The sequence below is a fragment of the Ensifer aridi genome, from assembly GCF_002078505.1.
Taxonomy (GTDB): domain Bacteria; phylum Pseudomonadota; class Alphaproteobacteria; order Rhizobiales; family Rhizobiaceae; genus Sinorhizobium; species Sinorhizobium aridi.
In genome coordinates, this window is the sequence record NZ_LUAV01000033.1 from 97,069 (window position 1) to 122,890 (window position 25,822).

At 61.5% G+C, this 25,822-nt stretch carries 23 protein-coding genes; 19 read left to right on the top strand and 4 right to left on the bottom strand.

Annotated elements, in window-relative coordinates:
- Positions 1-553: 553 nt before the first annotated feature.
- Positions 554-1,168, bottom strand: a complete 615-nt coding sequence (locus AYK65_RS24695) for a TetR/AcrR family transcriptional regulator (RefSeq protein ID WP_046118704.1) — start codon at positions 1,166-1,168, stop codon at positions 554-556.
- Between the two features lie 101 nt (positions 1,169-1,269).
- Between AYK65_RS24695 and AYK65_RS24700 the strand changes: the two genes are divergently transcribed.
- Positions 1,270-2,016 carry an SDR family NAD(P)-dependent oxidoreductase gene (locus AYK65_RS24700; RefSeq protein ID WP_081161665.1) on the top strand — a complete coding sequence of 249 codons (747 nt, stop codon included), beginning with the start codon at positions 1,270-1,272 and terminating at the stop codon, positions 2,014-2,016.
- 1,165 nt (positions 2,017-3,181) lie between these two features.
- Here the strand turns inward: AYK65_RS24700 and AYK65_RS24705 are convergent.
- Both AYK65_RS24705 and AYK65_RS24710 read right to left on the bottom strand, forming a co-directional pair.
- A complete protein-coding gene (locus AYK65_RS24705) occupies positions 3,182-3,430 on the bottom strand; it encodes a hypothetical protein (RefSeq protein ID WP_046118703.1) in 249 nt (82 codons plus the stop codon).
- Positions 3,431-3,709: 279 nt separating this feature from the next.
- On the bottom strand, positions 3,710-4,078 hold the full coding sequence (locus AYK65_RS24710) for a helix-turn-helix domain-containing protein (RefSeq protein WP_026615182.1): 369 nt from the start codon (positions 4,076-4,078) through the stop codon (positions 3,710-3,712).
- 94 nt (positions 4,079-4,172) lie between these two features.
- On the opposite strand from AYK65_RS24710, the gene AYK65_RS24715 reads away from it, so the two are divergent.
- From AYK65_RS24715 to AYK65_RS24785, 15 genes are all read left to right on the top strand, one after another.
- Positions 4,173-4,697, top strand: a complete 525-nt coding sequence (locus AYK65_RS24715; protein ID WP_081161572.1) for a hypothetical protein — start codon at positions 4,173-4,175, stop codon at positions 4,695-4,697.
- A 1-nt stretch (position 4,698) separates the two neighbouring features.
- Entirely contained in the window at positions 4,699-5,367 is a 669-nt protein-coding gene (locus tag AYK65_RS24720; protein WP_081161575.1) for a lysozyme family protein, read from the top strand.
- A complete protein-coding gene (locus AYK65_RS24725) occupies positions 5,364-5,663 on the top strand; it encodes a TrbC/VirB2 family protein (protein WP_026615179.1) in 300 nt (99 codons plus the stop codon). Before AYK65_RS24720 ends, AYK65_RS24725 begins: the two co-directional genes overlap by 4 nt.
- Before the next feature lie 4 nt (positions 5,664-5,667).
- Positions 5,668-6,009, top strand: coding sequence for a VirB3 family type IV secretion system protein (locus AYK65_RS24730; protein WP_081161577.1), 342 nt, complete (start codon positions 5,668-5,670; stop codon positions 6,007-6,009).
- Positions 6,002-8,386 (top strand): VirB4 family type IV secretion/conjugal transfer ATPase, encoded by a 2,385-nt coding sequence (locus AYK65_RS24735; RefSeq protein ID WP_081161667.1) that lies wholly within the window; start codon positions 6,002-6,004, stop codon positions 8,384-8,386. Before AYK65_RS24730 ends, AYK65_RS24735 begins: the two co-directional genes overlap by 8 nt.
- The gene (gene virB5 / locus AYK65_RS24740; protein WP_081161580.1) at positions 8,386-9,084 is read left to right on the top strand and encodes a P-type DNA transfer protein VirB5; all 699 of its coding nucleotides are present in this window, start codon (positions 8,386-8,388) and stop codon (positions 9,082-9,084) included. The genes AYK65_RS24735 and virB5 overlap by 1 nt, the downstream gene beginning before the upstream one ends.
- On the top strand, positions 9,081-9,296 hold the full coding sequence (locus tag AYK65_RS24745) for an EexN family lipoprotein (protein WP_081161583.1): 216 nt from the start codon (positions 9,081-9,083) through the stop codon (positions 9,294-9,296). The genes virB5 and AYK65_RS24745 overlap by 4 nt, the downstream gene beginning before the upstream one ends.
- 20 nt (positions 9,297-9,316) lie before the next feature.
- On the top strand, positions 9,317-10,252 hold the full coding sequence (locus AYK65_RS24750; protein WP_081161586.1) for a TrbL/VirB6 family protein: 936 nt from the start codon (positions 9,317-9,319) through the stop codon (positions 10,250-10,252).
- Positions 10,253-10,288: 36 nt separating this feature from the next.
- A complete protein-coding gene (locus tag AYK65_RS24755; RefSeq protein ID WP_081161589.1) occupies positions 10,289-10,564 on the top strand; it encodes a hypothetical protein in 276 nt (91 codons plus the stop codon).
- Between the two features lie 4 nt (positions 10,565-10,568).
- Complete coding sequence (locus AYK65_RS24760; RefSeq protein ID WP_026615172.1) at positions 10,569-11,240, top strand: VirB8 family type IV secretion system protein; 672 nt, start codon at positions 10,569-10,571, stop codon at positions 11,238-11,240.
- Entirely contained in the window at positions 11,240-12,094 is an 855-nt protein-coding gene (gene virB9 / locus AYK65_RS24765; RefSeq protein ID WP_081161590.1) for a P-type conjugative transfer protein VirB9, read from the top strand. The genes AYK65_RS24760 and virB9 overlap by 1 nt, the downstream gene beginning before the upstream one ends.
- Positions 12,095-12,103: 9 nt before the next feature.
- Positions 12,104-13,273 (top strand): type IV secretion system protein VirB10, encoded by a 1,170-nt coding sequence (gene virB10, locus AYK65_RS24770; protein WP_081161593.1) that lies wholly within the window; start codon positions 12,104-12,106, stop codon positions 13,271-13,273.
- A 9-nt stretch (positions 13,274-13,282) separates the two neighbouring features.
- A complete protein-coding gene (gene virB11, locus AYK65_RS24775) occupies positions 13,283-14,293 on the top strand; it encodes a P-type DNA transfer ATPase VirB11 (protein ID WP_081161596.1) in 1,011 nt (336 codons plus the stop codon).
- A gap of 299 nt (positions 14,294-14,592) precedes the next feature.
- On the top strand, positions 14,593-16,791 hold the full coding sequence (locus AYK65_RS24780; RefSeq protein WP_081161599.1) for a putative bifunctional diguanylate cyclase/phosphodiesterase: 2,199 nt from the start codon (positions 14,593-14,595) through the stop codon (positions 16,789-16,791).
- A 167-nt stretch (positions 16,792-16,958) separates the two neighbouring features.
- Positions 16,959-17,822: an NmrA family NAD(P)-binding protein gene (locus AYK65_RS24785; protein WP_081161602.1), complete on the top strand. Its 864-nt coding sequence runs from the start codon at positions 16,959-16,961 to the stop codon at positions 17,820-17,822.
- 373 nt (positions 17,823-18,195) lie between these two features.
- Here the strand turns inward: AYK65_RS24785 and AYK65_RS24790 are convergent, their stop codons facing one another.
- Entirely contained in the window at positions 18,196-20,034 is a 1,839-nt protein-coding gene (locus AYK65_RS24790; protein WP_046118693.1) for a cation:proton antiporter domain-containing protein, read from the bottom strand.
- Positions 20,035-20,460: 426 nt separating this feature from the next.
- On the opposite strand from AYK65_RS24790, the gene AYK65_RS24795 reads away from it, so the two are divergent.
- From AYK65_RS24795 to AYK65_RS24805, 3 genes are all read left to right on the top strand, one after another.
- Positions 20,461-21,942 carry an SLC13 family permease gene (locus AYK65_RS24795; protein WP_081161605.1) on the top strand — a complete coding sequence of 494 codons (1,482 nt, stop codon included), beginning with the start codon at positions 20,461-20,463 and terminating at the stop codon, positions 21,940-21,942.
- A 34-nt stretch (positions 21,943-21,976) separates the two neighbouring features.
- Positions 21,977-23,221: a glycerate kinase family protein gene (locus AYK65_RS24800; protein ID WP_081161607.1), complete on the top strand. Its 1,245-nt coding sequence runs from the start codon at positions 21,977-21,979 to the stop codon at positions 23,219-23,221.
- A gap of 354 nt (positions 23,222-23,575) precedes the next feature.
- A complete protein-coding gene (locus tag AYK65_RS24805) occupies positions 23,576-25,648 on the top strand; it encodes a ParB/RepB/Spo0J family partition protein (RefSeq protein ID WP_081161609.1) in 2,073 nt (690 codons plus the stop codon).
- Positions 25,649-25,822 lie beyond the last annotated feature (174 nt).

Consider the following 25,822-nt stretch of genomic DNA (forward strand, 5'->3'; position numbering starts at 1 on the left):
GTAGATCCGAAGGAAACTACAGTATGAACCTACTGGTCTAAGGCAGCCAAAGGGAAGGTCTGATTCCGCGATTCCGGTACGCGGGCGCGAAAAATCACAGCCGAGCAGAAGGCGGGAAAGCGCGTGCCACGCTCCAGGCACAATATTCGTCGGTCATCCGCGCGTCTCGATGCCGTTGGCGCATCTCTGCTCTCGTCAACCGGCCGAGCCTTCGCGTCGGGACGAAGCCGAGCCTCGAACGACGGGTGGCGGCGCGCTCTTGTTCGTTCATGCGCTTTGCATCGCGGCCGGCAATCCTGAGCGTGCCGCTGGTCGGCCGGTTAAGCAGTCCGAGCAGGTAAAGGAGGGAGGGCTTGTGGAGCCCCGAGGCCCGGTGATGGAGACGAACTCGCCGGGAAACGCCCCGGATCGGCACCTCGATTTTGCGATCGAGTACATGTTTTCAGGCCGAGGCAGCCGCGGCGGAACTTTCCAGAATATTCAAGCGGGAGAGAACTGCGAAGGCTTTCCGCCTCCCGCTCCTGGCTCGCTCGGCGACTTCTTCGAAGTCGCTTTAATGCTTTCCGTCTCGCGTCAGAACGTCCCAGGCCGCCATGGCGCCGTCGGCGACGTGTTTCAGCGATTCATAGCTGCCGTCATCCCGCGCGAGGATCGACATTCCATGTTGGACAGTCGCATAAAAGGTCGCGACAGCCTCGGTATTGACATTGGCCGGCAACTCGCCTGCCGCAATCGCAGCCTCCAAGCGGTCGCGCAGTTTTGCGATATTTTCCCCACGGTGACGGGACACTGCGTCGCAAACCGCTTGGGGAACCGCTGCCTGATGAAGTCCTCCGAGCGCGATGAGGCAGCCATGCGGGGTATCCGCCTGAGAGTAGGCCCGGGCTGTCGCGTCGAGAAAGCGGCTGATCGCCTCCCGCGCCTTCGGGGCTGTCTCCAGCGCTGCCCAAATCTCCGTGCCGACCGTTTGGGAGTAGAGCTCCATCGCCTCCAGGTAGAGGGATTCCTTGCAACCGAAAGCGGCATAAAGGCTCGGCGCGTTAATCCCCATGGCGGCAGTCAGAGCGGCCAGCGAGGCACCCTCATATCCCTTTTCCCAGAATACCTGCATGGCGCGCATGAGCGCATCGGCACGATCGAAACTTCGGGGACGGCCTTTCTCGGGCATCGGACTGCCTTTCTGTAATGATCAATAAATATATCTCTTGACAAGGGCTGGCAAGCGCGGGCAGAAAATATGTAGCATTCACTACAAAAATGGAGTTTCGTATGACACCAGGCACACTGACCGGAAAAGCCGCCTTCATCACTGGCGGCAGCAGGGGCATTGGCGCGGCGATCGCCAAGAAGCTTGCCCTCGAGGGGGCGGCGGTGGCGCTTACTTACGTGAAAAATGCCGATCAGGCGAAGGCGGTTGTTGAGGAGATCGAGCAGGCGGGCGGACGCGCGCTCGCCATCCATGCAGACAATCGCGATGCCGAAGCCATCAACGAGGCCGTTGGCAAGACAGTCGAAAGCCTCGGCAGGCTGGACATAGTGGTCAACAGCGCGGGTGTCTGGCACTCGGCTCCGCTGGAAGAGACGACGGTCGCAGATTTCGACGAGGTCATGGCAGTCAATTTCCGTGCGCCTTTCGTGGCCGTTCGTTCGGCGGCCAGGCACCTCAGCGATGGCGGCAGCATAATCACGATCGGCAGCAATCTGGCCGAAGTGGTTCCGTGGCCGGGGATCAGCCTCTATGCCGCCAGCAAGGCAGCGTTAATAGGTCTGACAAAGGGCCTCGCTCGTGACCTTGGGCCGCGGGGGATCACCGTCAACGTCGTTCATCCGGGCTCGACCAACACCGATATGAACCCGGCCGATGGCGACCATGCAGAAGCTCAACGCGAGCGTATCGCCACCGGCAGTTTCGGTGAGCCCGAAGACATTGCCGGTTTCGTCGCGTGGCTTGCCGGGCCGCAGGGGAGGTTCATCACGGGGGCATCGCTGACGATCGACGGCGGAGCCAATGCTTAACGGCAGATAGGAGCGGCGCCGAACTGGGCCATTTGGCCTTATAGACCGGACCCGCTCCTTTCGGATAAGCAACCCACCACACACACGGCGGCCTTGTGTCGGACGCGTCGCGGGCGCACTGAGCGGATTGCTACAAATTTGGCCGGCGAAGTGGGAGGAGGAAACGTTGAGACGCGCGGCCATTGGCTGGGCCGACTATTGCAGCGATAACGATGCAATTAGGTGACGATAGTCGCTGTGATGTCTACGGCCCGAAGATGACTATAGCCAACTAGCCCACCTGCTCGACGGTCAATGTGCGGGCCGGTTGCGGTTTTATGGGTGACTTCGCCGACACGCTTGGATCGATCCGGTGGCCCCCAAGCGTTGCTCGAAGATGACGACCTGGAGCATGTGGCACGGGCGGGGCAGCCATCAAACACGGCCGCGATATGCCGCCGCGGCACCACCTCTTGCCCGATAGCCGATCCACGTATAGGTAGCGGTGTCTGTGAATTCGAACGCTCAGACACGCCGGGCCCCTTCTTTCAATACGAGAGAAGGGGCCTTTCCGTTCAGGTAAAGACCGGTGATCGGAATGGAGGTCACGGGCCGTAGCCAGGTGTGAGGGTGGCAACGCGAGGACGACGCCGCTATTCGGAGTTCGCTTCGGTCTTATCATTCATCTCGGACGACGCGGACGCCTGCTCGAGGGGCCTTTCCGCCAGCGCCGCTGATTTCCTCGGCTAGCGCGACGAGCTGTGCCGCAATTTCTAAGAGGTCCGACGCCCGTTCTGTGTTGCCGACGCTTTTCTTATCGGACTCACCCATCTTCCCAGTCGCCGTTTCCGGGCCGGCATTCTTTACCGCCAGCCTAGGCAAGGCCAGTCGCAGTTATCGCCGGGCCTCTAACCGCCTCCTCCTTGTACGAAGCGGCTGACGCCAGCTGAACGCCGGACCGGCGCCTAGGGCGATTAGCCCAAATGACGTAATCCGACGCCCCGAAATCAATCACCAGAGTTCGATACGCACTGTCACCGCTCGGCATGCCCCCGCTGCAGCAATGGCAGATTGGACGAGGGCAACTCGCGTCGGATCTTCGCACTAGACACGCGCCAAGCTTCGCAGCACCGCGCACAAGACCTGCGGCGATTATCTCTATCGCGGCTTGAGCCGGATGCGGCTCTCATCCCGGCTGGGAGATCTCGTCGCTGTGATCCCCATGGGCTTTCAGCGAATGAAAGATATGCAGCCAGAAAGTGAATTCGCCTTCGCGCTTAAGAACCCAGGCCTCAATCCCGCGATGCGCGGCAGCGGTAACAGCGTCGCACCCGTAAAACTCCATGGCACGCTGCACAGCCGTCGCCACAGCGACGTCGTTCTCGGCATCCACCTCGCTCGAGGGATCCGAAATCTGGTTCGATAGCTTCGACATGTCGGCTCTCCTTTGAGAGTCCGGCTGAGAGTACTGTGGCCGGACGGTCTCGCAGCGAAGATCGGATCGCGTCGCCCGGAAGCACAAGCTCTGTTCATGTCGACCGAGCGACACCCTAATCGATTTCCCGCCGCCGCGAAAGGTTGAACTTTCTTCGCGGGCCGACCGAGCTCTCTTCAAGAGCGCCGGGCTCTCGGCTTATTCGCGGTTCACCTGCACAAACCCACGTCGCGACCCGCCGACTCAGCGCAAAGTACCTTGTTTGCTGCGATTTATTGCCTAGGATTCGCGCATGTGGTCGCGCTGAAAGCTTTGGATCTTCTCGAGTATCTGCGGTGCGATTTCGAACTGCCGGGCCTTGCCACGCCCCATCGAGTTCTTCACGAACTTTTCCGTCAACAGCCCGCGTTTCACCAAAGGATCTATCGTTTCCTTCACTCCCGTGCGCGTCAGGCCGGTGATTTCGACTATATTTGAAAGCGTTAGCTGCTGATGTCCCTGATGCATGATGTACAGCACGCTCATCATGCCGATCTGCTTAAGGCGCGACTGAGGCGTTTCACCTTCCAGGGGATTGTCGACGATCTCGTGAAAGATGAAGCCGGAGAAGGCGAGGCTGTGCCACTGGAGATTGAGTGCTCTTGTCATTTGTTTAACTGCATTGTATAAGTCGGTATATCGAGTTCGCGGCTCGAGTGGAAATAGGAACTGAATTGGCGTCGCGTCTGCGGAGGCTCATTCCATGAAAAACCTTCTGATCGGGGTCGCATTGGCTGCGTTTGGCGTCACCCCTTCATTCTACCTTATTTCAGGAAGTGATGCGCGGGCTGGCGAGTGGGGATGCCAGGTTATCCTATGCCTTTCCAGTGCGGGTGGCCCCACACAATATGCCGAGTGCCGACCTCCGATCCAAAAGCTCTGGCGCGAGCTTGCAAAAGGCCGTTCTTTCCCGAGCTGCAGTGGCGCCGGCTTCCAGGCCTCGCGGCCGGGATACGAGCCGTATTCCTGTAACAGCGGCTATCGCCTGACGAAACGCTATGGCGATCGCGGGCTCGAAGCGAGCTGCATTTCGACGACACCGCAGACTGTCTCAAACGATGAATGCTATTCCGAAAATCGTGGAGGCAGCACCTCGCCGCAATGGCGGCGAAGCGGAGGCCGCGTCGTTTGCCAACGCTATGTGACGACGCGGCCGAATGTCCGGCCGCAGCCCCACTATGTTGACGTCACGATCGACGGGGTCGGACGCCAACGGGTGTGGTACTAGCATGCCCGTTGACTTCGTAGATCTCGCGCAGACCTGCGCACCCCTTGTTGCGGCCGAGATGCTTGCCGGTGTGGTGAGCCTCGAAAGCCGCTTCTCCCCCCACAACATTCGCATCAACAGCGGAGCCCCGCTCGCCAAGCAGCCGGCAACGAAGGCTGAGGCAATCGAGGTCGCGTCGACACTCGCCGCAGAACGGCAGGACATTCAGCTCGGCCTCGGCGGGCTAGCGATAGAAGAACTGTCGAGGCTGAAGCTCTCGATCTCCGACGCCCTCGATCCGTGCCTTAATCTCCGAGCCACCGCCACCCTGCTCGATGGCTACTACCAGAATGCGATCAAGGCGGGCGCCGATACCCAAAAAGCCGAGCAGACGATGCTGCAATCATATTACGGGCGAGGGGACCCATTCGTCGGCGCGATCGTCAACTACGACGAGCAGGTTCGCCGCGAGATGAAGAAGCTCGCTCCTGTAATGGCGCAGCTGACGATCAGCGACCACCGGGAGGGGACCTTACCGGTTGACACTGCCGCTGGAGATCTTGTCGCCGGCACCAATGAAGATCTGATCAGGAACCCGCCGGCCCTCGTTCCTTCCTGGGACGTCTTCAGTTCCCGAAGGCGCTCTTCCGTCCTCGTGTTTCAGAACAATCAAGTGGAGCATAGCGAATGATTTCCACCATCAGAATTCGTCCGATCGCAGCGTCAACGCTCATGGCCGCCGCCACTGTGGCCATCCTGGTCGAACCGGCTTTCGCACAGGCCGCCGGCATCGAAACCGTGCTGCAGAACATTGTCGACATGCTGACCGGCAACATCGCCAAGTTGTTGGCCGTCATCGCCGTTATCGTGATCTGCATCGCCTGGATGTTCGGGTACATGGACCTCCGCCGAGCAGGGTTCTGGATCATCGGCATCGGCGGCATCTTCGGCGCCACCGAACTTGTGAACACCATTGTCGGGAGCTGAACGCATGCCGACCGCACGGCCAACGGTCGAGGAAGACACGCTGTTCATTGCCTGCACCCGGCCGGCGATGATCGCCGGCGTGACGATGGAAGCGATGGGGCTAAACATCATGCTCACGACGATCCTCTACATCGTCGCCGGATCGATCGCCTACTTGGCTGTCGGAGTCGTTTTCCATCTCGTCTTTCGCGCGCTCGTGAAGCACGACCATAACATGTTCCGCATCCTGCTTGCCTGGGTGGAAACACGCGGTCGGTCACGCAACACCTTCTATTGGTGTGGGGCGACGCTTTCGCCGCTGAGGCTCACGCGACGCTTTGACGAAAGGGACCTTGGATTTGCTTGAGCGTGCAACCCTGAGCTCCCGCGAGCTCAATCCGGAGACCTTCATCCCCTATGTCCGCCATGTCGACGAGTCGACAATTGCGCTCGATTCCCGCGCACTGATGGTGATGATCGCGCTTGAGGGCGTCTCCTTCGAGACCGCCGACGTTCTCGATCTGAACGCTCTCCATCGCGACCTCAACACGCTCTACCGGAACATCGCCGACGAGCGGCTCGCCCTGTGGACTCATCTCATCCGCCGCAGGGACAGCGACTATCCCGAGGGAACCTTCACGACCGCGTTTGCGGCCGCGCTCAATGACAAGTACCGCGAGCGCATGGTGGGCGAGGACCTGTTTCGGAACGACCTTTATCTGGCGCTTCTTTGGTCCCCGGCCCGCGATCCGGCTGAAAAGGCGGCGAGGCTCTTGTCGCGGTTGCGACGGGCGCGTCAGGCGGGTGCCGAGCTGGACGAGGAGTCCCTCAAGCAACTTCGGGATAAGGTCATCGACGTCACCGCCGCTTTGAAACGCTTCGAGCCGCGCGTACTGTCGCTCTACGAGCACGATGGCCTCCTGTTCTCGGAGCCGAGCGAAGTGCTGCATCAACTCGTCGGCGGCCGGCGGGAGCCGATCCCGCTGACAGAGGGGCGCATCGCCTCGGCGATCTATTCGGATCGCGTCATTGTCGGCCGGGAGACGATCGAGATCCGGCACGAGGCGACGAGCCGCTACGCCGGCATGCTGAGCTTCAAGGAATATCCGGCCCGTACCAGGACGGGCATGCTCGACAACGTGCTCACGAGTCCATTCGAGTTCATCCTGTCGCAATCCTTCTCTTTCCTCTCGAAAGCCGACGCACGCGTCATTGTGGGCCGCAAGCAGAACCAGATGGTCAGCAGCGGCGACAAGGCGGCCTCGCAGATCGAGGAGCTCGACGAGGCCATGGATGATCTGGAGTCCAACCGGTTCGTAGTCGGCGAGCATCACCTCTCGCTTTGCGTATTTGCCCCATCCGTGAAGGAACTGACCGACAGTCTCGCCAAGGCACGCGCCAGCCTGACGAGCGGCGGCGCCGTCGTCGCGCGCGAGGATCTCGGGCTTGAGGCTGCGTGGTGGGCACAGTTGCCCGGCAACTTCCGCTATCGCGCCCGCTCCGGCGCGATCACGTCGCGGAATTTCGCAGCCTTGTCGCCCTTCCATTCCTATCCCAGCGGCCAGAAAGACGGCAATGAATGGGGCCCCGCTGTCGCTCTGCTCAAAACCGCGTCCGGCTCGCCCTACTACTTCAATTTCCATCATGGCGATCTCGGCAACACCTTCGTCTGCGGACCGTCGGGCGCCGGCAAGACGGTACTGCTCAACTTCATGCTGTCACAGCTCGAAAAGCATGAGGCGCACGTGGTGTTCTTCGACAAGGACAGGGGCGCGGATCTCTACGTGCGCGCCGCCGGCGGCACCTATCTGCCCCTCAAGAACGGCATCCCGACCGGCTGCGCCCCCTTGAAGGCCCTCAAACTCACGCCGGAGAACAAGGTTTTCCTGACGCGCTGGATCGGCAAGCTCGTCGGCTCGTCGTCTCGGGAACTGACTGTGACCGAACTCCGCGATATCGCGTCCGCCATTGATGGTCTCGCCGATCTTCCGGTGGAGCGCCGAACCATCGGCGCGCTCAGGACTTTCCTCAATAACACCGATCCGGAAGGCATTGCCGCGCGGCTGCGGCGGTGGGAGAGCGGAGGGCCGCTCGGCTGGGTCTTCGACAACCTCATCGAGGACATCGGCTTTGGTGAATTCGGCGTCGGCGGCACGTTCGTCGGCTATGATATGACGGACTTCCTCGACAACGAGGAAATTTGCACGCCGCTCATGGCCTATCTGTTCCATAGAGTCGAACAGCTGATCGACGGCAGGCGCATCATCATCGTCATCGACGAGTTCTGGAAAGCGCTCCAGGACGAAGGCTTTCGCGATCTCGCGCAGAACAAGCTCAAGACGATCCGCAAGCAGAATGGCCTGATGCTGTTTGCCACGCAGAGCCCGCGCGATGCGATCGTCTCGCCGATCGCCCACACCATCATCGAGCAATGCCCGACACAGATCTTCCTGCCGAATTCCCGCGGCGACCGCGGCGACTATGTCGACGGCTTCAAGCTCACGGAGCGCGAATACGAGCTGATAGCGCGCGAGCTTTCCGTCGAGAGTCGGAAGTTCATATTGAAGCAGGGGCACAACAGCGTCGTCGCCGAGCTGAATCTCAGCGGTTTCGATGATGAACTCGCCATCCTCTCCGGCAGGACGGCGAATGTCGAACTCGCAGATGCGATCCGCGCGGAGGTCGGCGACGCTGCCAAGGACTGGCTCCCCGTTTTCCAGCAAAGAAGAAGGAGTGCGCTCTAATGGCTTCCTATCGACTTCAGGGAGCGGCGCTTGCGGCGGCGCTCATGCTTTCCACCGGCACTGCAGCAGGGCAGGGAATCCCGGTGATCGACCAGACAGCGATCGCCAAGCACATCGAGGCCATCGCTGAGCTCAAGTCACAGCTCGACGCGCTCAATCAGCAGATCGAACAGGCGCAGCAGCTCTACGGCTCGCTCAACAAGCTCACCGATATGGCGGATGTCGCAAGCATCCTGAACGATCCTGCCATCCGCAAGGCGCTGCCAGCAGAGTTCAATGCGATCGAGGGGTTATTCAAGGGTGACGGCAGTGGCGTCTTCGGCGACTCCGCCTCGAAGTTCCTGGAGGGCAATTCGACCTATCGGACCAATGCCAACGATTTCTATGCGCAGGAGCTTTCCCGCGCCCAAAACAAGAATGCCGGGCAGATGAGTCTTGGACAGCAGATCTACGATGCGGCGACCAAGCGCATAGATGGCATTGACCAATTGCGCGAAAAGATTTCCACGGCAAGCGACGCCAAGGACATCGCCGACCTTCAGGCCAGGCTTCAGGCGGAAACAGCTTTCCTCCAGACGGATCTGCTGCGCATGGAGGGTCTTCGCATGGTGCAGCAAGCGCAGGCCCAGGTCGACGAGCAACGCAAGGCCGAGGACTGGCGACGGCGCATGGACGCCATGGGAGCCGCACTGCAATGAGGCTGCGGTTTCTTTCTGTTTTTCCCGTCGTTCTGGCCGCTTGCTCGCAGGAAGCCGAGCGCGTCTATACCGTCGATGAACTGCTGGCCGACAAAGCGCTGCTTGCCGACGTGATCGACAAATGCCGCCGCAATCCGGGTGAGTTAGGCAACACTTCGAATTGCCAAAACGCTGCGGCCGCAGATTTCAGGACCCGTCTTGAACGATTGTAAGAAGCGCTCGAGGCAAAACCGTGTATCAAGTCTTCGCCTTTGTCGACGGGCAGTTCAAAGCACCGCTCGAGAACTTCATTGCCTCGGGAACCTCGAACGTCGCGAGCTGGGTCACCGGCCCGCTGACGGCGGCGGTCACCCTTTATGTAGTGCTCTACGGCTATCTCGTTCTCCGCGGTTCCGTCCAGGAGCCGATCCTCGATTTCGCCTTCCGTGCAATCAAGCTCGCCGTCATTGTGATGCTGGTGAAGAACGCCAGCGAATATCAGACCTATGTCACCAACGTCTTCTTCGATGTGTTCCCGCGCGAGATCTCGCAGGCGCTGAACACCGGCGCGGCGCCGAGCGCCTCGACCTTCGACAGCCTCCTTGATAAGGGGCAACAGTGCGCCAAAGAGATCTGGGCGGATGCCTCCTGGCCTATCGACATCGTCAGCGGCACCAGCGGCATGCTCGTGATCGGCGCGAGCTTCATTGTCGCTGCCATCGGCTACATCGTCTCGCTTTATGCTAGGCTGGCGCTTGCCATCGTGCTCGCCATCGGCCCGATTTTCGTGGCGCTCGCCATGTTCCAGTCGACGCGTCGCTTCACCGAGGCCTGGATCGGGCAGCTTGCGAATTTTGTGATCCTCCAGGTGCTCGTCGTCGCCATCGGTTCGCTGCTGATCACCTCAATCGACACGACGTTTTCAGCGATCGATGCCTATAAGGATGTGCTGATGCGGCCGATCGCGCTTTGCGCCATCTGCCTTGCCGCGCTCTACGTCTTCTACCAGCTTCCCAACATTGCCTCTGCTCTGGCTTCCGGCGGCGCATCGTTGACCTACGGCTACGGTGCGGCCCGAGACGCCCATGAGAGTACGCTTGCCTGGGCTGCATCACGCGGCTTCCGGGCAGCTGGGCGCGGGGTTCGCGCGGCCGGGCGGACATTCAGATCGAAAGGCGCCAGTTCATGACGGCGTTCGTACGAACAAGAAAAAGGCCATTCTGGAATGATCAGACCAATCCTGCCGCTGTGCATCGCAGCGATCTTAAGCGGTTGCGCGTCAATGACCTATTCGCTCCCGAAATGTGACGGCTATTCCCGCCGGCCTCTCAATCGCGCCATGTGGCAGTGGGAGGACAACAGCGAACTCAAACACGAGCACTCCGATGCGCGCCCGGCAACCTCGTCGCGGGTGGCCACGGCCTATGTCGACGCCGGGAGGGAGCCACTGGCCTTCGCCCATTTCGACGTCGGCGCATCCTATCGTCCTTGCGAGGCGTAGGGCGATGGTCTCGAGCGACGAACTGAAGACTTACTTCGAAAAGGCGCGACGCTTCGATCAGGACCGGATGACCCAGGTCGAACGCTCGGTGCGCATTGCCTGGTCGATCGCCATCGTGGCAGGCGTCCTTGCCGGCGCATCCATTTTCGCGGTCGCCGGCCTCACGCCGCTCAAAACGGTCGAGCCGTTTGTCGTGCGGGTAGACAATTCGACCGGCATTGTTGACGTCGTCTCGGCGCTGACATCGACGGCGGGAACCTATGATGAGGCCGTCACCAAATACTTCGCCGCAAAATATGTGCGCGCTCGCGAAGGCTATGTCTGGAGCGAGGCGGAAGAAAATTTCCGCACCGTTGCGCTCTTGTCCACTCAAGCAGAGCAAGCTCGGTTCGCCGCCTATTATGGCGGCAGCAATCCGGAATCGCCGCAGAATACTTTCGCGCGCAGTGCCACCGCCCGCATCAGCATCGCCTCGATCTCGCTGATTAACCCGAATGTCGTGTCCGTGCGCTACATGCGCACGATAACCCGTGGGGACGAGGTTCGGACGACCCATTGGGTCGCAACGCTCACCTTCGCTTACGTAAATACGCCGATGTCGTCGAGCGACCGGCTGGTGAACCCTCTTGGTTTTGCCGTTAGCGAATACCGGGCCGATCCGGAGGCAATCAACTGATGCGGATGGCAGCCATCTTCGCTCTGCTTCTCGCCGGCTCGCCATCCACGGCGCTCGCCCTCGAAATCCCGCGTGGGGCCTCGCAGGACAGTCGCGTGCGCTTCGTCGACTACCAGCCGTACAACATCACCCGGATTATCGGCTCTCTGCGGTCGTCGGTGCAGGTCGAGTTCGCGGCCGACGAGGAGATCGCACACGTCGCGCTCGGCAACAGCGTCGCCTGGGAAGTCGCGCCGGCCGGCAACATCCTCTTCCTGAAGCCGCGCGAGAACCAGCCGGTCACCAACATCTCCGTGGTGACCACCCGGCGCGACGGGTCCACACGCAGCTACCAGATGGAGCTGACGGTGCGTGACGGAACGGTGGAAGCTGGCCAGAACACCTATTTCTACGTCAAGTATCGCTATCCGGCCGACGAGGCCGAGCGTCGGCGCCAGGCGGCCGCAGCGCGTGCGATCGCAGCGCAGGCGAAGGAAGCCGACAATGTGCTGGCGATTCACGAAGCCTATGGGCCTCGGAACTGGCGTTACTCCGCACAAGGCGCCGAGGCGCTGGAGCCGCAATCGGTCTACGACAATGGCAAGGTCACGACCTTTGCCTTCGTCGGCAATCAGGAGATGCCTGCCATCTACATAGAGAACTCGGACGGCAGTGAGAGCCTGGTGCCGAAATCCGTCGACGGCAACCTGGTCCTCGTACACGCGATCAGCCGAAAGTTCATCCTGCGAAGGGGAGGGGATGTGCTCTGCATCTTCAATGAGGCCTATGACCGGGGCGGCATCAACCCTGACACCAACACGACTTCACCGTCGGTCGAGCGCGTCGTGCGGACCGACGGTGGCGGGGTGCAATAGGAGGCGGCCATGTCTCAAGAAGACGAAAGCCGCATACCCGGCGAGCGCGCCGAGACCCTCACGGCCAGGCGGATTGACAGCAATCCCTTCCTGAAGCGGGGCGCGGTGGCGCTGGCCGTAGTTGCCTTTGTCGCCTTCGCGCTCTGGTCCATGAGCGGCGAGAAAACGCCGGCGGACATCACGAGCCCGGAGCGGGTGGTCATTCGGCAGACAACGAACTTCGAACCAGCCAAGGAAAAGGTCGAACCGGTTCGGGCAGAGCCAGGGATCAAGCTGCCGACACCGGCCGTCAGCGCGGAGGTGCCGGAAGAAGATCCGCTGCTCGATTCCGCCCGCCGCGCACCCGTCATGGCCTATAGCGGTGGGCAGAAGAACACGACATCTCGCCGTGACGAAGATCCTGCTACCTCGGCGGATAGCAATTTCCTGCCGCTTGATGGCAACATGATGGGCCAGAACAGTGCCAGCAATGACGAACAACGATTCAACGGTTTCCTTCGGCCGACCCGGCTCGAGGGCTCGCGCGCCGGCACACTCGGTAATCGGAACTACATTGTCGCGATGGGCACCTCGATACCCTGCGTGTTGGAAACGGCGATGGCGTCGGATCAACCGGGCTTCACAAGCTGCGTGATCAACCGGGACGTTCTTTCCGACAATGGCCGTGTTGTGCTGATGGAAAAAGGCACACAGGTCGTTGGCGAATACCGCGGCGGTTTGCAGCGCGGTCAAAAGCGGCTTTTCGTCCTGTGGAATCGCGCGAAAACGCCCAAGGGGGTCATCGTCACGCTGGCGTCACCCGCGACCGATGCGCTCGGACGCGCCGGCGTCGACGGCTATGTCGATACGCACTGGTGGGAGCGTTTCGGAAGCGCGCTTCTCCTCTCCATCGTCGGTGACGCCACGAGCTATGCCAACAGCCGCCTGCAAGACAGCGACGTCGACGCGCAGGGCACGACGAGCGCTGGCCACCAGGCAGCAGCAATCGCTGTAGAACAGTCAATCAACATCCCGCCGACGCTCCTGAAGCATCAGGGCGAACTCGTCTCGATTTTCGTGGCCCGCGATCTCGACTTTTCCGGTGTCTACACGCTTCACATGACCGAGCCGAAGAGCCGCATTCTCGATCGCGCCATGTTGGGAGACTTCCGTCCACAGTCGCCATTGGTGACTAAGTAGGGTAAAGGCATGACGACCGAGGGTCCTGACGCAGCGGTCGTCCGCGAACTGCTCGCCCCGTTTTCCCCGTTCTTGAACGACAAGTCCCTCTACGAGGTGATCGTGAACCGGCCTGGGCAGGTGCTAACGGAAGGCCCCGGTGGGTGGCGGACCCATGATCTGCCGGAGCTTAGCTTCGAAAAACTGATGCGCCTTGCCCGGGCCGTGGCCAGTTTCTCCCAGCAGTCCATCGATGAAACGCGACCGATCCTGTCGGCGACCCTGCCCGGCGACGAAAGGATCCAGATCGTCGTTCCACCTGCGACAAGCAAGGGCACGGTCAGCATCACAATTCGGAAACCCTCGTCAGTGACACTGAGCCTCGAGGACCTGGAGGAGGACGGGCTGTTTGCTAACGTGACGCCCGCCAGCGACGGGATCAGCGCCGCGGACCGTAGACTTATCGATCTGCACCGGAATGGCGCTCATGCTGAGTTCCTGCGCGAGGCGGTGGTGGCGCGAAAGAACATCATAATTTCGGGAGCGACGGGGTCGGGTAAGACGACACTCTCCAAGGCGCTCATGCGCTATATTCCGATCCATGAGCGGATCATCTCTATCGAGGATACGGCGGAACTCATTATCCCGCAGCCGAACCATGTGCGGTTGTTCTATTCTAAAGGAGGACAGGGGCTTGCCAACATCGGCGCGAAGGAGCTCCTCGAGTCCTGCCTGCGCATGCGACCGGATCGAGTCCTGCTTCAGGAACTGCGTGATGAGACGGCATTCTATTACATTCGCAACGTCAATTCGGGGCATCCAGGATCGATCACGACGGTGCACTCCGATTCCGCAGCGCTGGCGTTCGAGCAACTAACGTTGCTCGTGAAGGAATCAGAGGGTGGCAGGAACCTCGACCGCGATGATATTCGTAAGCTCCTGAAGGTCGCGGTCGACATAATTGTCCAATGCAAGCGCATCGAAGGGCGGTTCCGCGTGACGGAGATTTATTTCGACCCAGGCTATGTCGAGGTGTGGTGACCCGCGTAATATCCGGAGCCTGCGCCCAAGTGGGATTTTGGGCGACTGCAGCAGGGGGACGCGTCCTATGCGGTTCTGCTGCATTTCTTGTGACTTTCTCCGCATGGTTGCGTTACAGATCTTGCTATCGCGCCCGCAAGCTGGACTGCGACGCCTGCACAAAGTCGCAGGATATTAAGGACCCATTAGGCTAGCTGCATATACCCTCCTATGGCAGCGCGCCGCGGGCATGATGCCTCCTGCGTCCTCGGTTCGAGTGGCCGAGGAATTTAATACAGCCATCCGCGCAGGTGTCATCCATGCATAGAAATACAGGTTCAGAAAGCCGCCGCACCCAGTTATTGGTTCTGCTCATCGCCGCCGTTTTCATCTTGGTCGCAGCCGCGCTCGCCGGATTGGTTGCGGGCTCGATCACTACCCTCACGACGACCGCAGATGACATCGATGACCAGAGAGCCCTGCAAGCAACGTCGGGCGCGGTGCAGGCACTTCGCAAGCAAATGGCGGCGACCTTGCGCGACAACGCGTACTGGGACGATGCCTATGCCGAGGTGAACGCCGACACGCGCGTCGACTGGATTATTGAAAACTGGGCGTCGACCTCTGCCGACTACCCTCTTTACGACACGGCCATCGTTGTCGACAGCCGAAATCTTCCGGTTGTCGCGTACCGCAAGGGCGTTCCGATGGACGTCACGCCGAACGAATTCTTTGAAGACTTCCAAGCGCTGATCGACGCGGCGAGACGCGTGAGGATGTCCGACGAAGTTCCTGTACATTTCGCGCGCTCCGCCGCGGGAACTGAGCTCATCGGGGCGGCCGCCATCCAGCCGTTCGAAAGTGACGAGTCGCTGGACTCCCAAGATTTCTACGTGCTCGTCTTTGCAAAGCTGATTACCACGGCCGTTGTGGCCGAGGTGTCCGACAGTTTTGCGATCGCCGGACTAGATCTCGACTCGAAGCCTGCTGCGGAACGCTTGGAGGTCGCGCTGAAAGGTGTGTCGTCCAAGGATGTCGCCTTCTTCACCTGGCCATCGATGGCGCCGGGAACAAAAAGCTACGAGCGGGTCGATGGCGATCTGCAAGCGGCAGGCGTCATCCTGATCCTGTTCCTTTGCTCCATTGGGGTCGCCGGTGGCATAACCATTCGCAATCTGCGAAACAGCGAACACGCATCGCGCCATCGTGCACTGCATGATCCTCTGACGGGCCTGTTGAACCGCGGCGGACTGCTCGAGAACGTGGCTGCCGCCTCCGAGCGGGCACGACACAGCGGTAAGCAGGTGAAGCTTCATTTCATCGATCTGGACGGCTTCAAGGCGGTTAATGATGCCTGGGGGCACGCGGTCGGAGACGCCCTCATTGTCGCCGTTGCCCACCGCCTGCGCGACGCCTTGCCGAATGACGCGTTTGCTGCTCGCCTGGGCGGCGACGAATTCGCCGTAGTGACGGTCGACGAACCCGATGCAGAGCTTGTCCCGAGCTTCGGTGGGCGGCTTCAAGATGCCCTCGCGAGCCTGTTCGAGATTGACGGACGGTCAATCGAGATCGGTTGCAGTATTGGCGTCGCGGTATCCGAGCACGGCGTCGTGCAGACCAGCGAACTCATGCGGCGCGCCGACATCGCCCTCTACCGGGCCAAGGACCTCGGCCGCGGCATCACCATTGAATTCGACGACAGCTTCGACGTTGACGCTTTGCAACAGGCTGAGCTGGAAAACGAGCTGCGCGCCACGCTGTTGACGGGCGGTATATCGGTTATGTTCCAGCCGCTGATCGATGCCCGCTCGGGCGCGGTCACCGGCGTGGAAGCTCTGGCACGCTGGCGAAAGGAGGATGGAGTTGCGATCCCCCCTGATATATTCATCCCGCTCGCAGAGCGCGCGGGCATGATCGATTTGCTGGGCATGCAGGTTCTGAGGACTTCGCTGAACGCCGCCGCGGCATGGCCGTCGCTCAGTCTAGGGGTCAATATTTCGCCGCTGCAGCTTAAGAACCCGCGCTTCGTCGAGCAGGTGGAGGAGGCGACCAAAGCTGCGGATTTTGATCCTCGGCGTTTGATCGTCGAGGTGACGGAAAGTGTTCTGATTTCCAATCCGGAACAGGCGCGCCGCGCGATTGACGGCTTGAAGAAAATCGGGGTTAAAGTCGCGTTGGACGATTTTGGCTCCGGATACGCGAGCATCGGATCGCTCAGGCGCTTCGGGTTCGACCGTATGAAAGTGGATCGCTCTCTGGTGGCAGCGCTGGAAGTAGATCAGAATGCCGGCGCGGTGCTGCAGGCAACCGTCGCTCTTGCCAATGCGCTGCAAATCCCGGTGACGGCCGAGGGCATCGAGACGGAACGGCAGGCAACCGTAGTGCGGCTGTCAGGCTGCGACGAACTTCAGGGATATCTATTCAGCAGACCAGTGAGTGCCGACGAAGTCACAGCTTTATATTGTGGAGCCGAGGCGGGCGGCCGCCAGCCCAGAGCGTTCGCTGACACCCATCATTAGCGGCTGGTCGATGGCCTCCGGCGGCAGGCCTCACGCCGAAATGAACCTGCCGGCCCGTCTGCTCGAAAAGCCCAATTCGCCACAGTCGGCTCGGCACACTAACGGGTTCTGACGCATTTCCTCGCTATACTCTCTGCGCTTCCTCATTCGGACCGAAGGAGAGACAGATGCATATCATCCTCGGGGGGACAGGCCAGGTCGGCTCGGCAACAGCGAACGCCCTGCTTAAGCGCGGTGAACCGGTCACGATCATCACGCGCGATGCCGATCACGGCTCAGACCTGAAGGCGGCAGGTGCCTGCATTGCTGTCGCCGACATTCGTGACGTCGCTGGACTGCGAGAGGTGTTCCGCGCTGGCACGTGCGCGTTCCTGCTGAATCCACCGGCGGCCCCCGCCGGCGACACCGACGCCGAAGAACGCGCAAATGTCGCGGCAATCGTAGAAGCCCTCGACGGTTCTGGTCTGGAGAAGGTGGTCGCAGTATCGACCTATGGTGCACGTCCTGGCAAGCGGTGCGGTGACCTTACCGTGCTGCACGAATTTGAACGGAGGCTGAATGCGCAATCTATCCCCACCGCGATTAATCGCGGAGCGTACTACATGAGCAACTGGGGCGGAATGCTCGATGTGGTTCGCGGTAGTGGCAAGCTGCCAAGCTTCTTTCCGGCCGACATGGCCCTTCCAATGGTCGCGCCTGAGGACTTGGGCGAGGCCGCCGCGCGCCGCCTGCTGGAGCCTGCGAGCGACACGGACCTGCGATACGTCGAAGGACCGGAGCACTACACGCCGCGCGACGTGGCCGACGCCTTCTCCGAAGCGCTCGAAATGACAGTTGAAGTCGCGGCGATCCCCCGCGAAGCGTGGGAGGAGACCTTCATACAGTTTGGCTTCTCGGAGGCGGCAGCACAGTCCTATGCCTGTATGACGAGAACGGTTGTGGATGGCGAGGCCGAGAAACCGGAGGATCCCGAACGGGGCCCGACGACTATGCGGGACTACATTAAAAATGTCGTGAGGGCGGCCAAGTGAGGGATGGTCCGCTTCCGATACCCTTTGCCGTTGGTCGATCCGCAGGCGGCTAGATGCCGCGGGAGGGGTACCGCGGGCCGTGCGGCGCCGCGGCTTTCAGCGGATGCCTACGCCTTGGTCAGGTCAATACCTGAGCTTGGAGAGGGCTCCAATCTGCCGCGATCGAACCAGGCCCCATTCTTCATGCTTGATCATGTAGGAAGGCATGGCAGTGCCCGCGCGGGGGACGCGCCCGGGCACTCATAACAGGCGGGGAACCTGAATGCGGATTGGGTCGGCATGGAACAAGTCGTTCGGGCGCCTTTGTTCCAGTTCCGATCCGCACGACAGCATGTTTGGCCTTAGCGCGTACGATTTCGAGCAGCTCATGTTTTTAACCCCGATCAACGGGCTCGGGCCCATCGGAGCCTGAGCGCGGCATTCGGGTCGGGTGAGTTTCCGCCTGCGGGGCCCGGATGGCTTGCCGTTCTCTGCCGGTTCGGTCCACGGGCTGCAGCAGCTTGCGAAACTCGTCCCGTTTCTCGTGAATTGACGCGATCACCAGACCCATCGGAATGCCGATGTCAACGAGTACTGCTTGCGAAAGCTGGAGGCTGGCTTCGATGGTCTCCGGCACTGCATCAGTCACGTTCAGCTCGTACAATTCCGTTGCGTGCATCGCATCCCGCGCGCGGGCGACAATGGTCAGATCCGGCCGCTCCGATCGCGCAGAGCGCACGATGGACTCAACCGCGTCGGCGTTGCCCAGGGTCACGACGAGTGCGCGGGCGTTCTGGATTCCGCAACGTCGAAGCAATTCGATCCGGGTGGCATCGCCATAAAAGATCGTATGATCGCCAGTTCGTTGTTTGGCGACTAGCGCGGGATCGGCGTCGATCGCCAGGAACCTCACCTCGTGTCGTGTGAGCATTTCGGCGACCAGTTGTCCGACACGCCCGTATCCCACGACGATCACGCGCTCGAGACCGTCGTCGTGCTGGGGCGTCAATCCTGCAAAAGCAGCTTCATCCATACGCGCATATGCGGCACCGCGGACGAGTATGCGGATCAGCAGCGGAATTCCAACCATCGTCAGAGTGGCCGCGACCGTGGCAGTGGCGGCGGCATCACCAGGGACGACGTTACCCGCCACAGCCGCGCCGATCAGGATCAATGCGAACTCGCCGCCGGGGCCCAAAACAACTGCCAGCTCGCCGGCACTCCGGTTCGGCAAGCCCATCAGGCGCGCGATCGGGAACAGGACAACCGCCTTGATGAGAAAGAAGCCGATCGCGGCACCCGCTGTGGCGATCGGGTTGGCAGTGATCTCCGAAAGATCCAGACGGGCTCCAACCGAGACGAAGAAAAGGCCAAGCAGAAGTCCCTGGAAGGGCTGGATCGTGACCTCGATCTGCCGGCGATACTCGGTTTCAGCCAGCAGCAGGCCCGCAATGAAGGCGCCGAGAGCCATCGATTGACCGCTGAGCGCTGTGACAAGGCCGGAGCCGATCACGACCAAAAGGCATGCAGCGACGAACAACTCGGTGCTCTTTGTCGCCGTGACCAGCCTAAACAAGGGACGAAGAATCAAACGGCCCAGCCCGGCCAATACGATTAGCGCAAGTGCGGCAGGAGCGAGCGCATATAACAAGCCGGCGCCGAGCTCTGTCCCTCCACGTGCACCCAACATCGTCACCATGAACAGGAGCGGCGCCACAGCAAGGTCCTGGAAGAGCAGTACGGCGAAGCTTGCGCGGCCGACCGTGGTGTTCAGCAGTTTGCGCTCCACCAGTGACGGTAGAATGATAGCCGTCGACGACAGAGCAAGTGCGCTGCCGAGCACCACCGCTGAAGCCGGGCTCTGACCCAGCAAGTCCGCGACGGTCGCGAGAACCGCTGTCGATGCGAGAAGCTGCAATCCTCCTAGCCCGAAGACGAGTCTGCGCATGAGCAGAAGGCGGTTCCACGACAGCTCGAGCGCGATCATGAAGAGAAGGAATGCGACGCCGAATTCCGCCAGATAAGTGATCTGTCCAACATCCGTTATGGATATTGCAGAGAGCCACGGTAGCTCTCTCGCGAGAGCTCCGAGACCGAAGGGGCCAAGTATTATGCCTGCCGCCAGAAATCCAAAGACGGGGCTCAATTTCAACCGGCCGAACAGAGGCACAATGACGCCGGCGGTCGCTAGAAACAGAAGAAGCTCCTTGTAATTTTCCGGTCCTGGCGTCATCGACAGCTCACAGATTCCGCGCAGAGGGCGAAGCCCGCATCAGCTTGTTGCTCGGAGCCGATGCGCTTCACCGCTCACGGGATCGCACTTCGTCTCCTCCGTTGGATCCTACTCTTATTTCCAGTGATAGTGTCGCCGCCGCGACTCCCAGATGCGCATGCAAGGTGACGATGCGATGATGGGCGGCCCTCGCCAGGAAGGGGGACGCCGTGCGGGACGTCGCGTCCATGCCCGCGAGCACGCGCCTGACCAGTCGGATACGAGTACACCGGACCATGGAATGTCCTGCCGCGTCCAACGCAGCGCAGTTGCTGTCCTGAGGCTCCCGCTACGAAGGACTGTCAAAAAAGTGTCACACGGGCTGGAATAGGGCGCAGGGTTGCCCGTTTGCCCTCCATCTCAACCAATGATGGAGGGGCAAAACCGATGATGCACAGCGTTCCCTCGACGGCACAGGTCGTGCCGATCACCGCGAACGTCAACGAAAAAGCTCGTTGGTCGCTTGGGTCATCCGTTTCGACTCGCTCGCTAGCCGGATTACCGCTTCTTGTGACCTGCGTGCTGGCAATCCTCTCCGGCATGGATGGCCTGTCGCTGGAAGGGCGCCTGTCACTTTCGGTTTTCGTCGGCGCATTGATCGCCTGGGTCGTGCTGAGACTGCCCGACATGCCGGTGGCGCTTGCCGGCGCGCTCGCCCTTGTTGTTTTCGGAGCCGTCGATGAGAATGCGCTCTTTGCGACGCTTGGCAGCGAAATCGTCTGGCTCCTGATTGCGGCGTTCATCATCGCCGCGGTCCTGCGCAGCAACGGTACGGCCGAGCGCCTGGCGGGCATCGCACTGTCCCGCTGCGGAACGGTTTCGCGGGTCTTCTGGGGCGCTACGCTTGTGATCGCCTCGAGCGCGTTCGTGATTCCCTCCACGTCGGCGCGCGCGGCGATCCTGATGCCGCTGTTCGTCGGGCTTTCGGGCGCGATCGACAGGCCCTCCGTGACCAGGGGGCTCGCCCTGCTGTTTCCCTCCGTCATCCTGCTTTCGGCCTGCGCATCGCTGACCGGAGCCGGTGCACACCTGATTGCCGCGGATCTCATGAAGCGCCTCGGAGGGATCGACATCGGCTTCGCTCAATGGGCGCTTCTCGGTGCGCCGTTCGGCCTCATAACCAGCCTGCTTGCCTGCGGCTTGATCCAGCTTCTGTTTCTATCCGCCGAGGACTGCAGGGCCGCCGTCGGCGCACTGCCGGTCAGCCCGCGGGCCGATGGAGGCAGCGAGATCGCCGTGCTGACGATCGTCGGCGCTGCGGTACTCCTGTGGGTGACGAGCGGGCTGCATCGACAGAACATTGCGATCATCGCGCTGGTCGCCGCCCTGCTGGCGGCCTCGAGGCCCGTCTCGGGGATCTCGCTCAAGGAAGCGCTCAAGGGCGTCGAGTGGAACCTCATCCTGTTCCTGGCCGCCACGCTGCTGATTGGCGAAGCGCTGCTGACCTCAGGGGCCGCGCGCTACCTCGTCGATCAGACGCTGAGCGCGATCAACGGGACATTGTCGCCGGCCCCATGGATGGTCGTCGTCATTGCGGCCCTGGTTTCGAGCCTTGCCCATGTCGTCATTACCTCCCGCACGGCGCGCGCAAGCGTCCTCCTTCCTGCGGTCGCCTTGCCGCTGGCCGGATTCGGCGCCGATCCATCCGCCCTGATCTTCGTGACGACGGTCGGCAGCGGCTTTTGCCAGACGCTGATGGTTTCGGCAAAGCCGGTCGTTCTGTTCGGCTCGGGCGAAGTGCAGACTTTCACGCAAGCAGACCTTCTCCGGCTCGCCGCTTTCCTGCTGCCGCTCTTCGTTGCCCTGCTTGTCGCCTTCTCCCTGTTCGTCTGGCCGCTCGTCGGCCTGCCCCTCGCAACCGCCGGATGACCTCACCCGCTGACCAGCCTTGAAAGGAACCAACATGTCCATGACCATTCTGATCGCCCCCTCCGGTTTCAAGGAAAGCCTGACCGCTGACGCGGCAACGACATGCATCGCAGCCGGAATCCTGCGGGCAATGCCGAACGCTTCGATCCTCAAGGCGCCGATGGTCGATGGCGGCGAAGGGTTCACCGCGGCGCTCGTGGACCTGACCGGCGGTACGTTACACCGGCTTACGGTGACCGGCCCGGTCGGTGAGCCGGTCGACTCCTTCTTCGGGTTCATGGGTGGGCAGGAAATCCGCACGGCGGTCATCGAAATGGCCGCAGCAGCAGGTCTGCGTCTCGTCCCGCGCGATCGCCGCAACCCCTGCCTGACGACGAGTGTCGGCGTGGGCGAGCTTATCCGCGCCGCCCTCGATGCAGGCGCCGAACGTATCTTGCTTGGCTGCGGCGACAGCGGCATCAATGACGGCGGCGCCGGCATGGCCGAGGCGCTCGGTGTGCGGTTCCTGGACGACAGGGGTCAGCCGCTGCCCCGAGGCGGCGCCGCACTCAGGCGTCTCGCCGCCATCGACTTAAGCGGCATCGATCCGCGTCTGGCCCGGGTGCGGATTGACGCGGCGGTCAATTGGCACAACATTCTGCTCGGACCGAAAGGTGTCGCCCGCGTGTTCGGTCCCCAGAAGGGAGCGACGCCGGATCAGGTCGAGGAACTCGCCGCAGCAATGGAAGTCTATGCCGCCGCGATCGGACGAGCGACCGGCATGAAGGTCGGTACCGCGCCAGGCGCCGGTGCTTCCGGCGGGCTCGGCGCCGCCGTACTCGGGCTGCTCTCAGGCCATCTCCACCCCCGCTACGAGATCGTCATGCGATATCTCGACCTCGATCGCCTGATCAATCGCGCGGACCTGGTGATCACCGCCGAGGGAAGCCTCGATGGTCAGACGCCCTATGGCAAGGTGCCTGCGGAGGTCGCGCGCCGGGCCAAGCTTCGCGGCCTGCCGGTCATTGCCCTTGCCGGCACGATCGGCAAGGGCGTGAGGCTCAATTTCGAGCACGGCATCGATGCCTTCGCCAGCATCCTCAAGCGGCCTTGTTCGCTCGACGAAGCGATCGAAAATGCTGAGAAGCTCCTGACGCGGGCGGCTGAAGACGCGGTGCGCATGGTGAGCGTCGGGATCGGCCTTGCTCGCATGAGGCGGAAAGGTATGAGGATCGCGGCGCATCGATCGAGCTATTGCGATGTTGCCACCGCGAGCGGCTCCTCTCGATCAACCGCGTGAGCGCGCCTCGATCTTTCTTGGCGTCCATCATTGGTGAACGAAGTTTTCCGCTGACGCTTCCGCGGATGTGGCGAACTATCGCCACCAAGGCTTGGCCGCCCAACATGCTGCTTGACCCGATCCAGAGCCACAGGCCGACGCCGACTCCAATTTCGCTCATTGTATGGGCCTGCTCAGGTCGCCCAGGCGCGACGTCCATCTTATCTTCATGGCCGATTGTGAGGTCAGCTGCAAATGCTGAAATTCGGCGGGTATGGCGCGTCGGGCGTGCGAAGGCAGAGGGGGGAAGGGGATTCTATGGCGGGTTGAGGTGGTCGGAGAGAGGTTCCGGCCGGCCCGCTACGGAGAAACGACATGGCAAAGGCCGTCCAGAAAATCACGCTCAACGCCGGGCGCGATATTCCCTTCAACAAACTCGTTCTCAGCCAGCAGAACGTCCGCAAGACCAAGGCAGGTGTATCGATCCAGGACCTCGCCGAGGACATAGCCCGCCGCGGGCTGCTGACCAGCCTTAATGTGCGGGCAGAAGTCGATGCCGATGGGAAAGAGACCGGCACCTATCGCATCCCCGCCGGTGGCCGCCGCTACCGTGCGCTGGAACTGCTGGTCAAGCAGAAGCGGTTGTCGAACACCGTAGGAGTACCTTGCATCGTCAGCAAGGCGGACACGCCCGAGGTCGAGGACTCGCTTGCGGAAAACGTTCGGCGCCTCGATCTGCATCCGCTGGACCAGTTTCGCGCGATAATGACCCTGCGCGAGCAGGGCGTCAGCGAGGAGGAGATCGCCGCCCGATTCTTCATCTCGATTGCGACCGTTAGGCAGCGCCTTCGGCTGGCTGCCGTCTCGCCGCGTCTGCTTGAACTCTACGCCAATGACGAAATGAAGCTCGAACAAGTCATGGCATTCTCGATCACCAATGACCATGTCCGGCAGGAGCAGGTCTGGGACACGATTTCGCGGCAGCATTCAAGCGAGCCTTACTATATCCGCAGGCTGCTCACCGACATCGCGATCCGCGCGACGGACCGTCGCGCTGTCTATGTCGGCGTCGAGGCCTATGAGGCGGCCGGCGGTATGGTGATGCGTGACCTTTTCGATGAGGACAATGGCGGTTGGCTGCAGGATCCGGTGCTGCTCGAACAACTCGTAGTCGAGAAGCTCGCGGCCGACGCCGCCGCCCTCAAGGCCGCAGAAGGCTGGAAATGGGTCGAGGCTGCCTTCGATTTCCCATACGGACATACCTCCGGTCTTCGCCGGTTTTACGGGGAACGAGCCGAATTCACCGAAGGCGAACTCGCTCACTTTGATCGGGTCAAGGCGGATTACGAAAAGCTAGACGCCGAATATGCCGGTGCGACCGAATATAGCGCAGAGGCCGAGCAGCGGCTGGAAGAACTCGGAAACGAACTCGACCGGCTGAACGATCGGCCCTATGTCTTCGATCCGGAAGAAGTCGCGCGCGGCGGCGCCTTCGTCTCGCTCGGTGCTGGTGGCGAACTCAAGATCGAGCGAGGTTTTGTCCGGCCGGAAGACGAGGCACAGATCGACACCGATGGTTGCGATGCGGCGCGTGCCGATGGTGAAACCGGTTATGACGTGTCTGGATCGCCGTCTCTCGGCGGCGTCTCGGTCATCGGCGGGCCCGCTCACAACGATCAGGCCGAGGAAGAGGACGACGACGGCAAGCTCCGGCCGCTCTCCGACCGTCTCGTTGAGGATCTGACGGCAATGCGAACGGTGGCGCTCAGGAACGCGCTGGCGAACGATCTGGTCATGGCCTTCATCGCGGCTCTGCATATATTCGTCCTGAAGACCTTCTATCTTTACGGATCGGATTCGTGCCTGGAGGTGACGCTGCAAAGCGCGAAGTTCGGCCAGACGACGGGGCTCGGCGACACGGTCTGGGCGAAAGAGATCGAGCAGCGGCACGAGGCCTGGGGCCAGGATCTTCCGAAAAACCCGACCGAGCTCTGGGATTTCCTGATGGCGCTCGATGACGTCAGCCGCCAAGCGCTTTTCGCGCATTGCGTGTCGCTGTCCATCAACGCGGTTGTCCAGCCATGGAACCCGCGCACGGCAGCGATTGCCCATGCCGACCGGCTCGCTCGCTCGATCGGCTTCGACATGGCAGAGGCCGGCTGGGAGCCGACGGTCGACAGCTATCTCGGCCGAGTGACGAAGGCGCATATCCTGCAGGCGGTGCGCGAGGCGAAAGGTGAGCAGTCGGCGCAACTGATCGAGCACCTGAAGAAGCAGGACATGGCGCGTGAAGCCGCACGACTGCTGGAAGGCAGCGGATGGCTCCCTGAACCACTACGGCTCATTGCCCACGATGCCCCGGTCGACGATGCTGGCCCCGCGGCCGCCGCGGTCATCGATTTTGATATCGCCCAGACGAGGCCTCGGTTGAACTCTCGCCATGACTGACCAAGGCGTGGATGCCGAAGAGGCGCCCCTGTTCATATCGAAACGAGGTGTCTCGCGGCTTCAGGGAGTATCCACCACAGGATACCGAACTTTACCGGATCGCGGATGCACACCAGAGGTGATCCAACGCCTCATGACACGGCGGCCCAGGCTCATGCCTCTGCCCACCTGACC

What these genes read in the sequence shown, in the direction of transcription:
- AYK65_RS24780 (WP_081161599.1), top strand. Translation starts at nt 14,593, where the DNA reads ATGCATAGAAATACAGGTTCAGAAAGCCGCCGCACCCAGTTATTGGTT.
- AYK65_RS24710 (WP_026615182.1), bottom strand. Translation starts at nt 4,078, where the DNA reads ATGACAAGAGCACTCAATCTCCAGTGGCACAGCCTCGCCTTCTCCGGC.
- virB11 (WP_081161596.1), top strand. Translation starts at nt 13,283, where the DNA reads ATGACGACCGAGGGTCCTGACGCAGCGGTCGTCCGCGAACTGCTCGCC.
- virB10 (WP_081161593.1), top strand. Translation starts at nt 12,104, where the DNA reads ATGTCTCAAGAAGACGAAAGCCGCATACCCGGCGAGCGCGCCGAGACC.
- AYK65_RS24695 (WP_046118704.1), bottom strand. Translation starts at nt 1,168, where the DNA reads ATGCCCGAGAAAGGCCGTCCCCGAAGTTTCGATCGTGCCGATGCGCTC.
- AYK65_RS24805 (WP_081161609.1), top strand. Translation starts at nt 23,576, where the DNA reads ATGGCAAAGGCCGTCCAGAAAATCACGCTCAACGCCGGGCGCGATATT.
- AYK65_RS24755 (WP_081161589.1), top strand. Translation starts at nt 10,289, where the DNA reads ATGATCAGACCAATCCTGCCGCTGTGCATCGCAGCGATCTTAAGCGGT.
- AYK65_RS24730 (WP_081161577.1), top strand. Translation starts at nt 5,668, where the DNA reads ATGCCGACCGCACGGCCAACGGTCGAGGAAGACACGCTGTTCATTGCC.
- AYK65_RS24715 (WP_081161572.1), top strand. Translation starts at nt 4,173, where the DNA reads ATGAAAAACCTTCTGATCGGGGTCGCATTGGCTGCGTTTGGCGTCACC.
- AYK65_RS24790 (WP_046118693.1), bottom strand. Translation starts at nt 20,034, where the DNA reads ATGACGCCAGGACCGGAAAATTACAAGGAGCTTCTTCTGTTTCTAGCG.
- AYK65_RS24725 (WP_026615179.1), top strand. Translation starts at nt 5,364, where the DNA reads ATGATTTCCACCATCAGAATTCGTCCGATCGCAGCGTCAACGCTCATG.
- AYK65_RS24705 (WP_046118703.1), bottom strand. Translation starts at nt 3,430, where the DNA reads ATGTCGAAGCTATCGAACCAGATTTCGGATCCCTCGAGCGAGGTGGAT.
- virB9 (WP_081161590.1), top strand. Translation starts at nt 11,240, where the DNA reads ATGCGGATGGCAGCCATCTTCGCTCTGCTTCTCGCCGGCTCGCCATCC.
- AYK65_RS24800 (WP_081161607.1), top strand. Translation starts at nt 21,977, where the DNA reads ATGTCCATGACCATTCTGATCGCCCCCTCCGGTTTCAAGGAAAGCCTG.
- AYK65_RS24785 (WP_081161602.1), top strand. Translation starts at nt 16,959, where the DNA reads ATGCATATCATCCTCGGGGGGACAGGCCAGGTCGGCTCGGCAACAGCG.
- AYK65_RS24795 (WP_081161605.1), top strand. Translation starts at nt 20,461, where the DNA reads ATGATGCACAGCGTTCCCTCGACGGCACAGGTCGTGCCGATCACCGCG.
- AYK65_RS24745 (WP_081161583.1), top strand. Translation starts at nt 9,081, where the DNA reads ATGAGGCTGCGGTTTCTTTCTGTTTTTCCCGTCGTTCTGGCCGCTTGC.
- AYK65_RS24760 (WP_026615172.1), top strand. Translation starts at nt 10,569, where the DNA reads ATGGTCTCGAGCGACGAACTGAAGACTTACTTCGAAAAGGCGCGACGC.
- AYK65_RS24700 (WP_081161665.1), top strand. Translation starts at nt 1,270, where the DNA reads ATGACACCAGGCACACTGACCGGAAAAGCCGCCTTCATCACTGGCGGC.
- AYK65_RS24720 (WP_081161575.1), top strand. Translation starts at nt 4,699, where the DNA reads ATGCCCGTTGACTTCGTAGATCTCGCGCAGACCTGCGCACCCCTTGTT.
- virB5 (WP_081161580.1), top strand. Translation starts at nt 8,386, where the DNA reads ATGGCTTCCTATCGACTTCAGGGAGCGGCGCTTGCGGCGGCGCTCATG.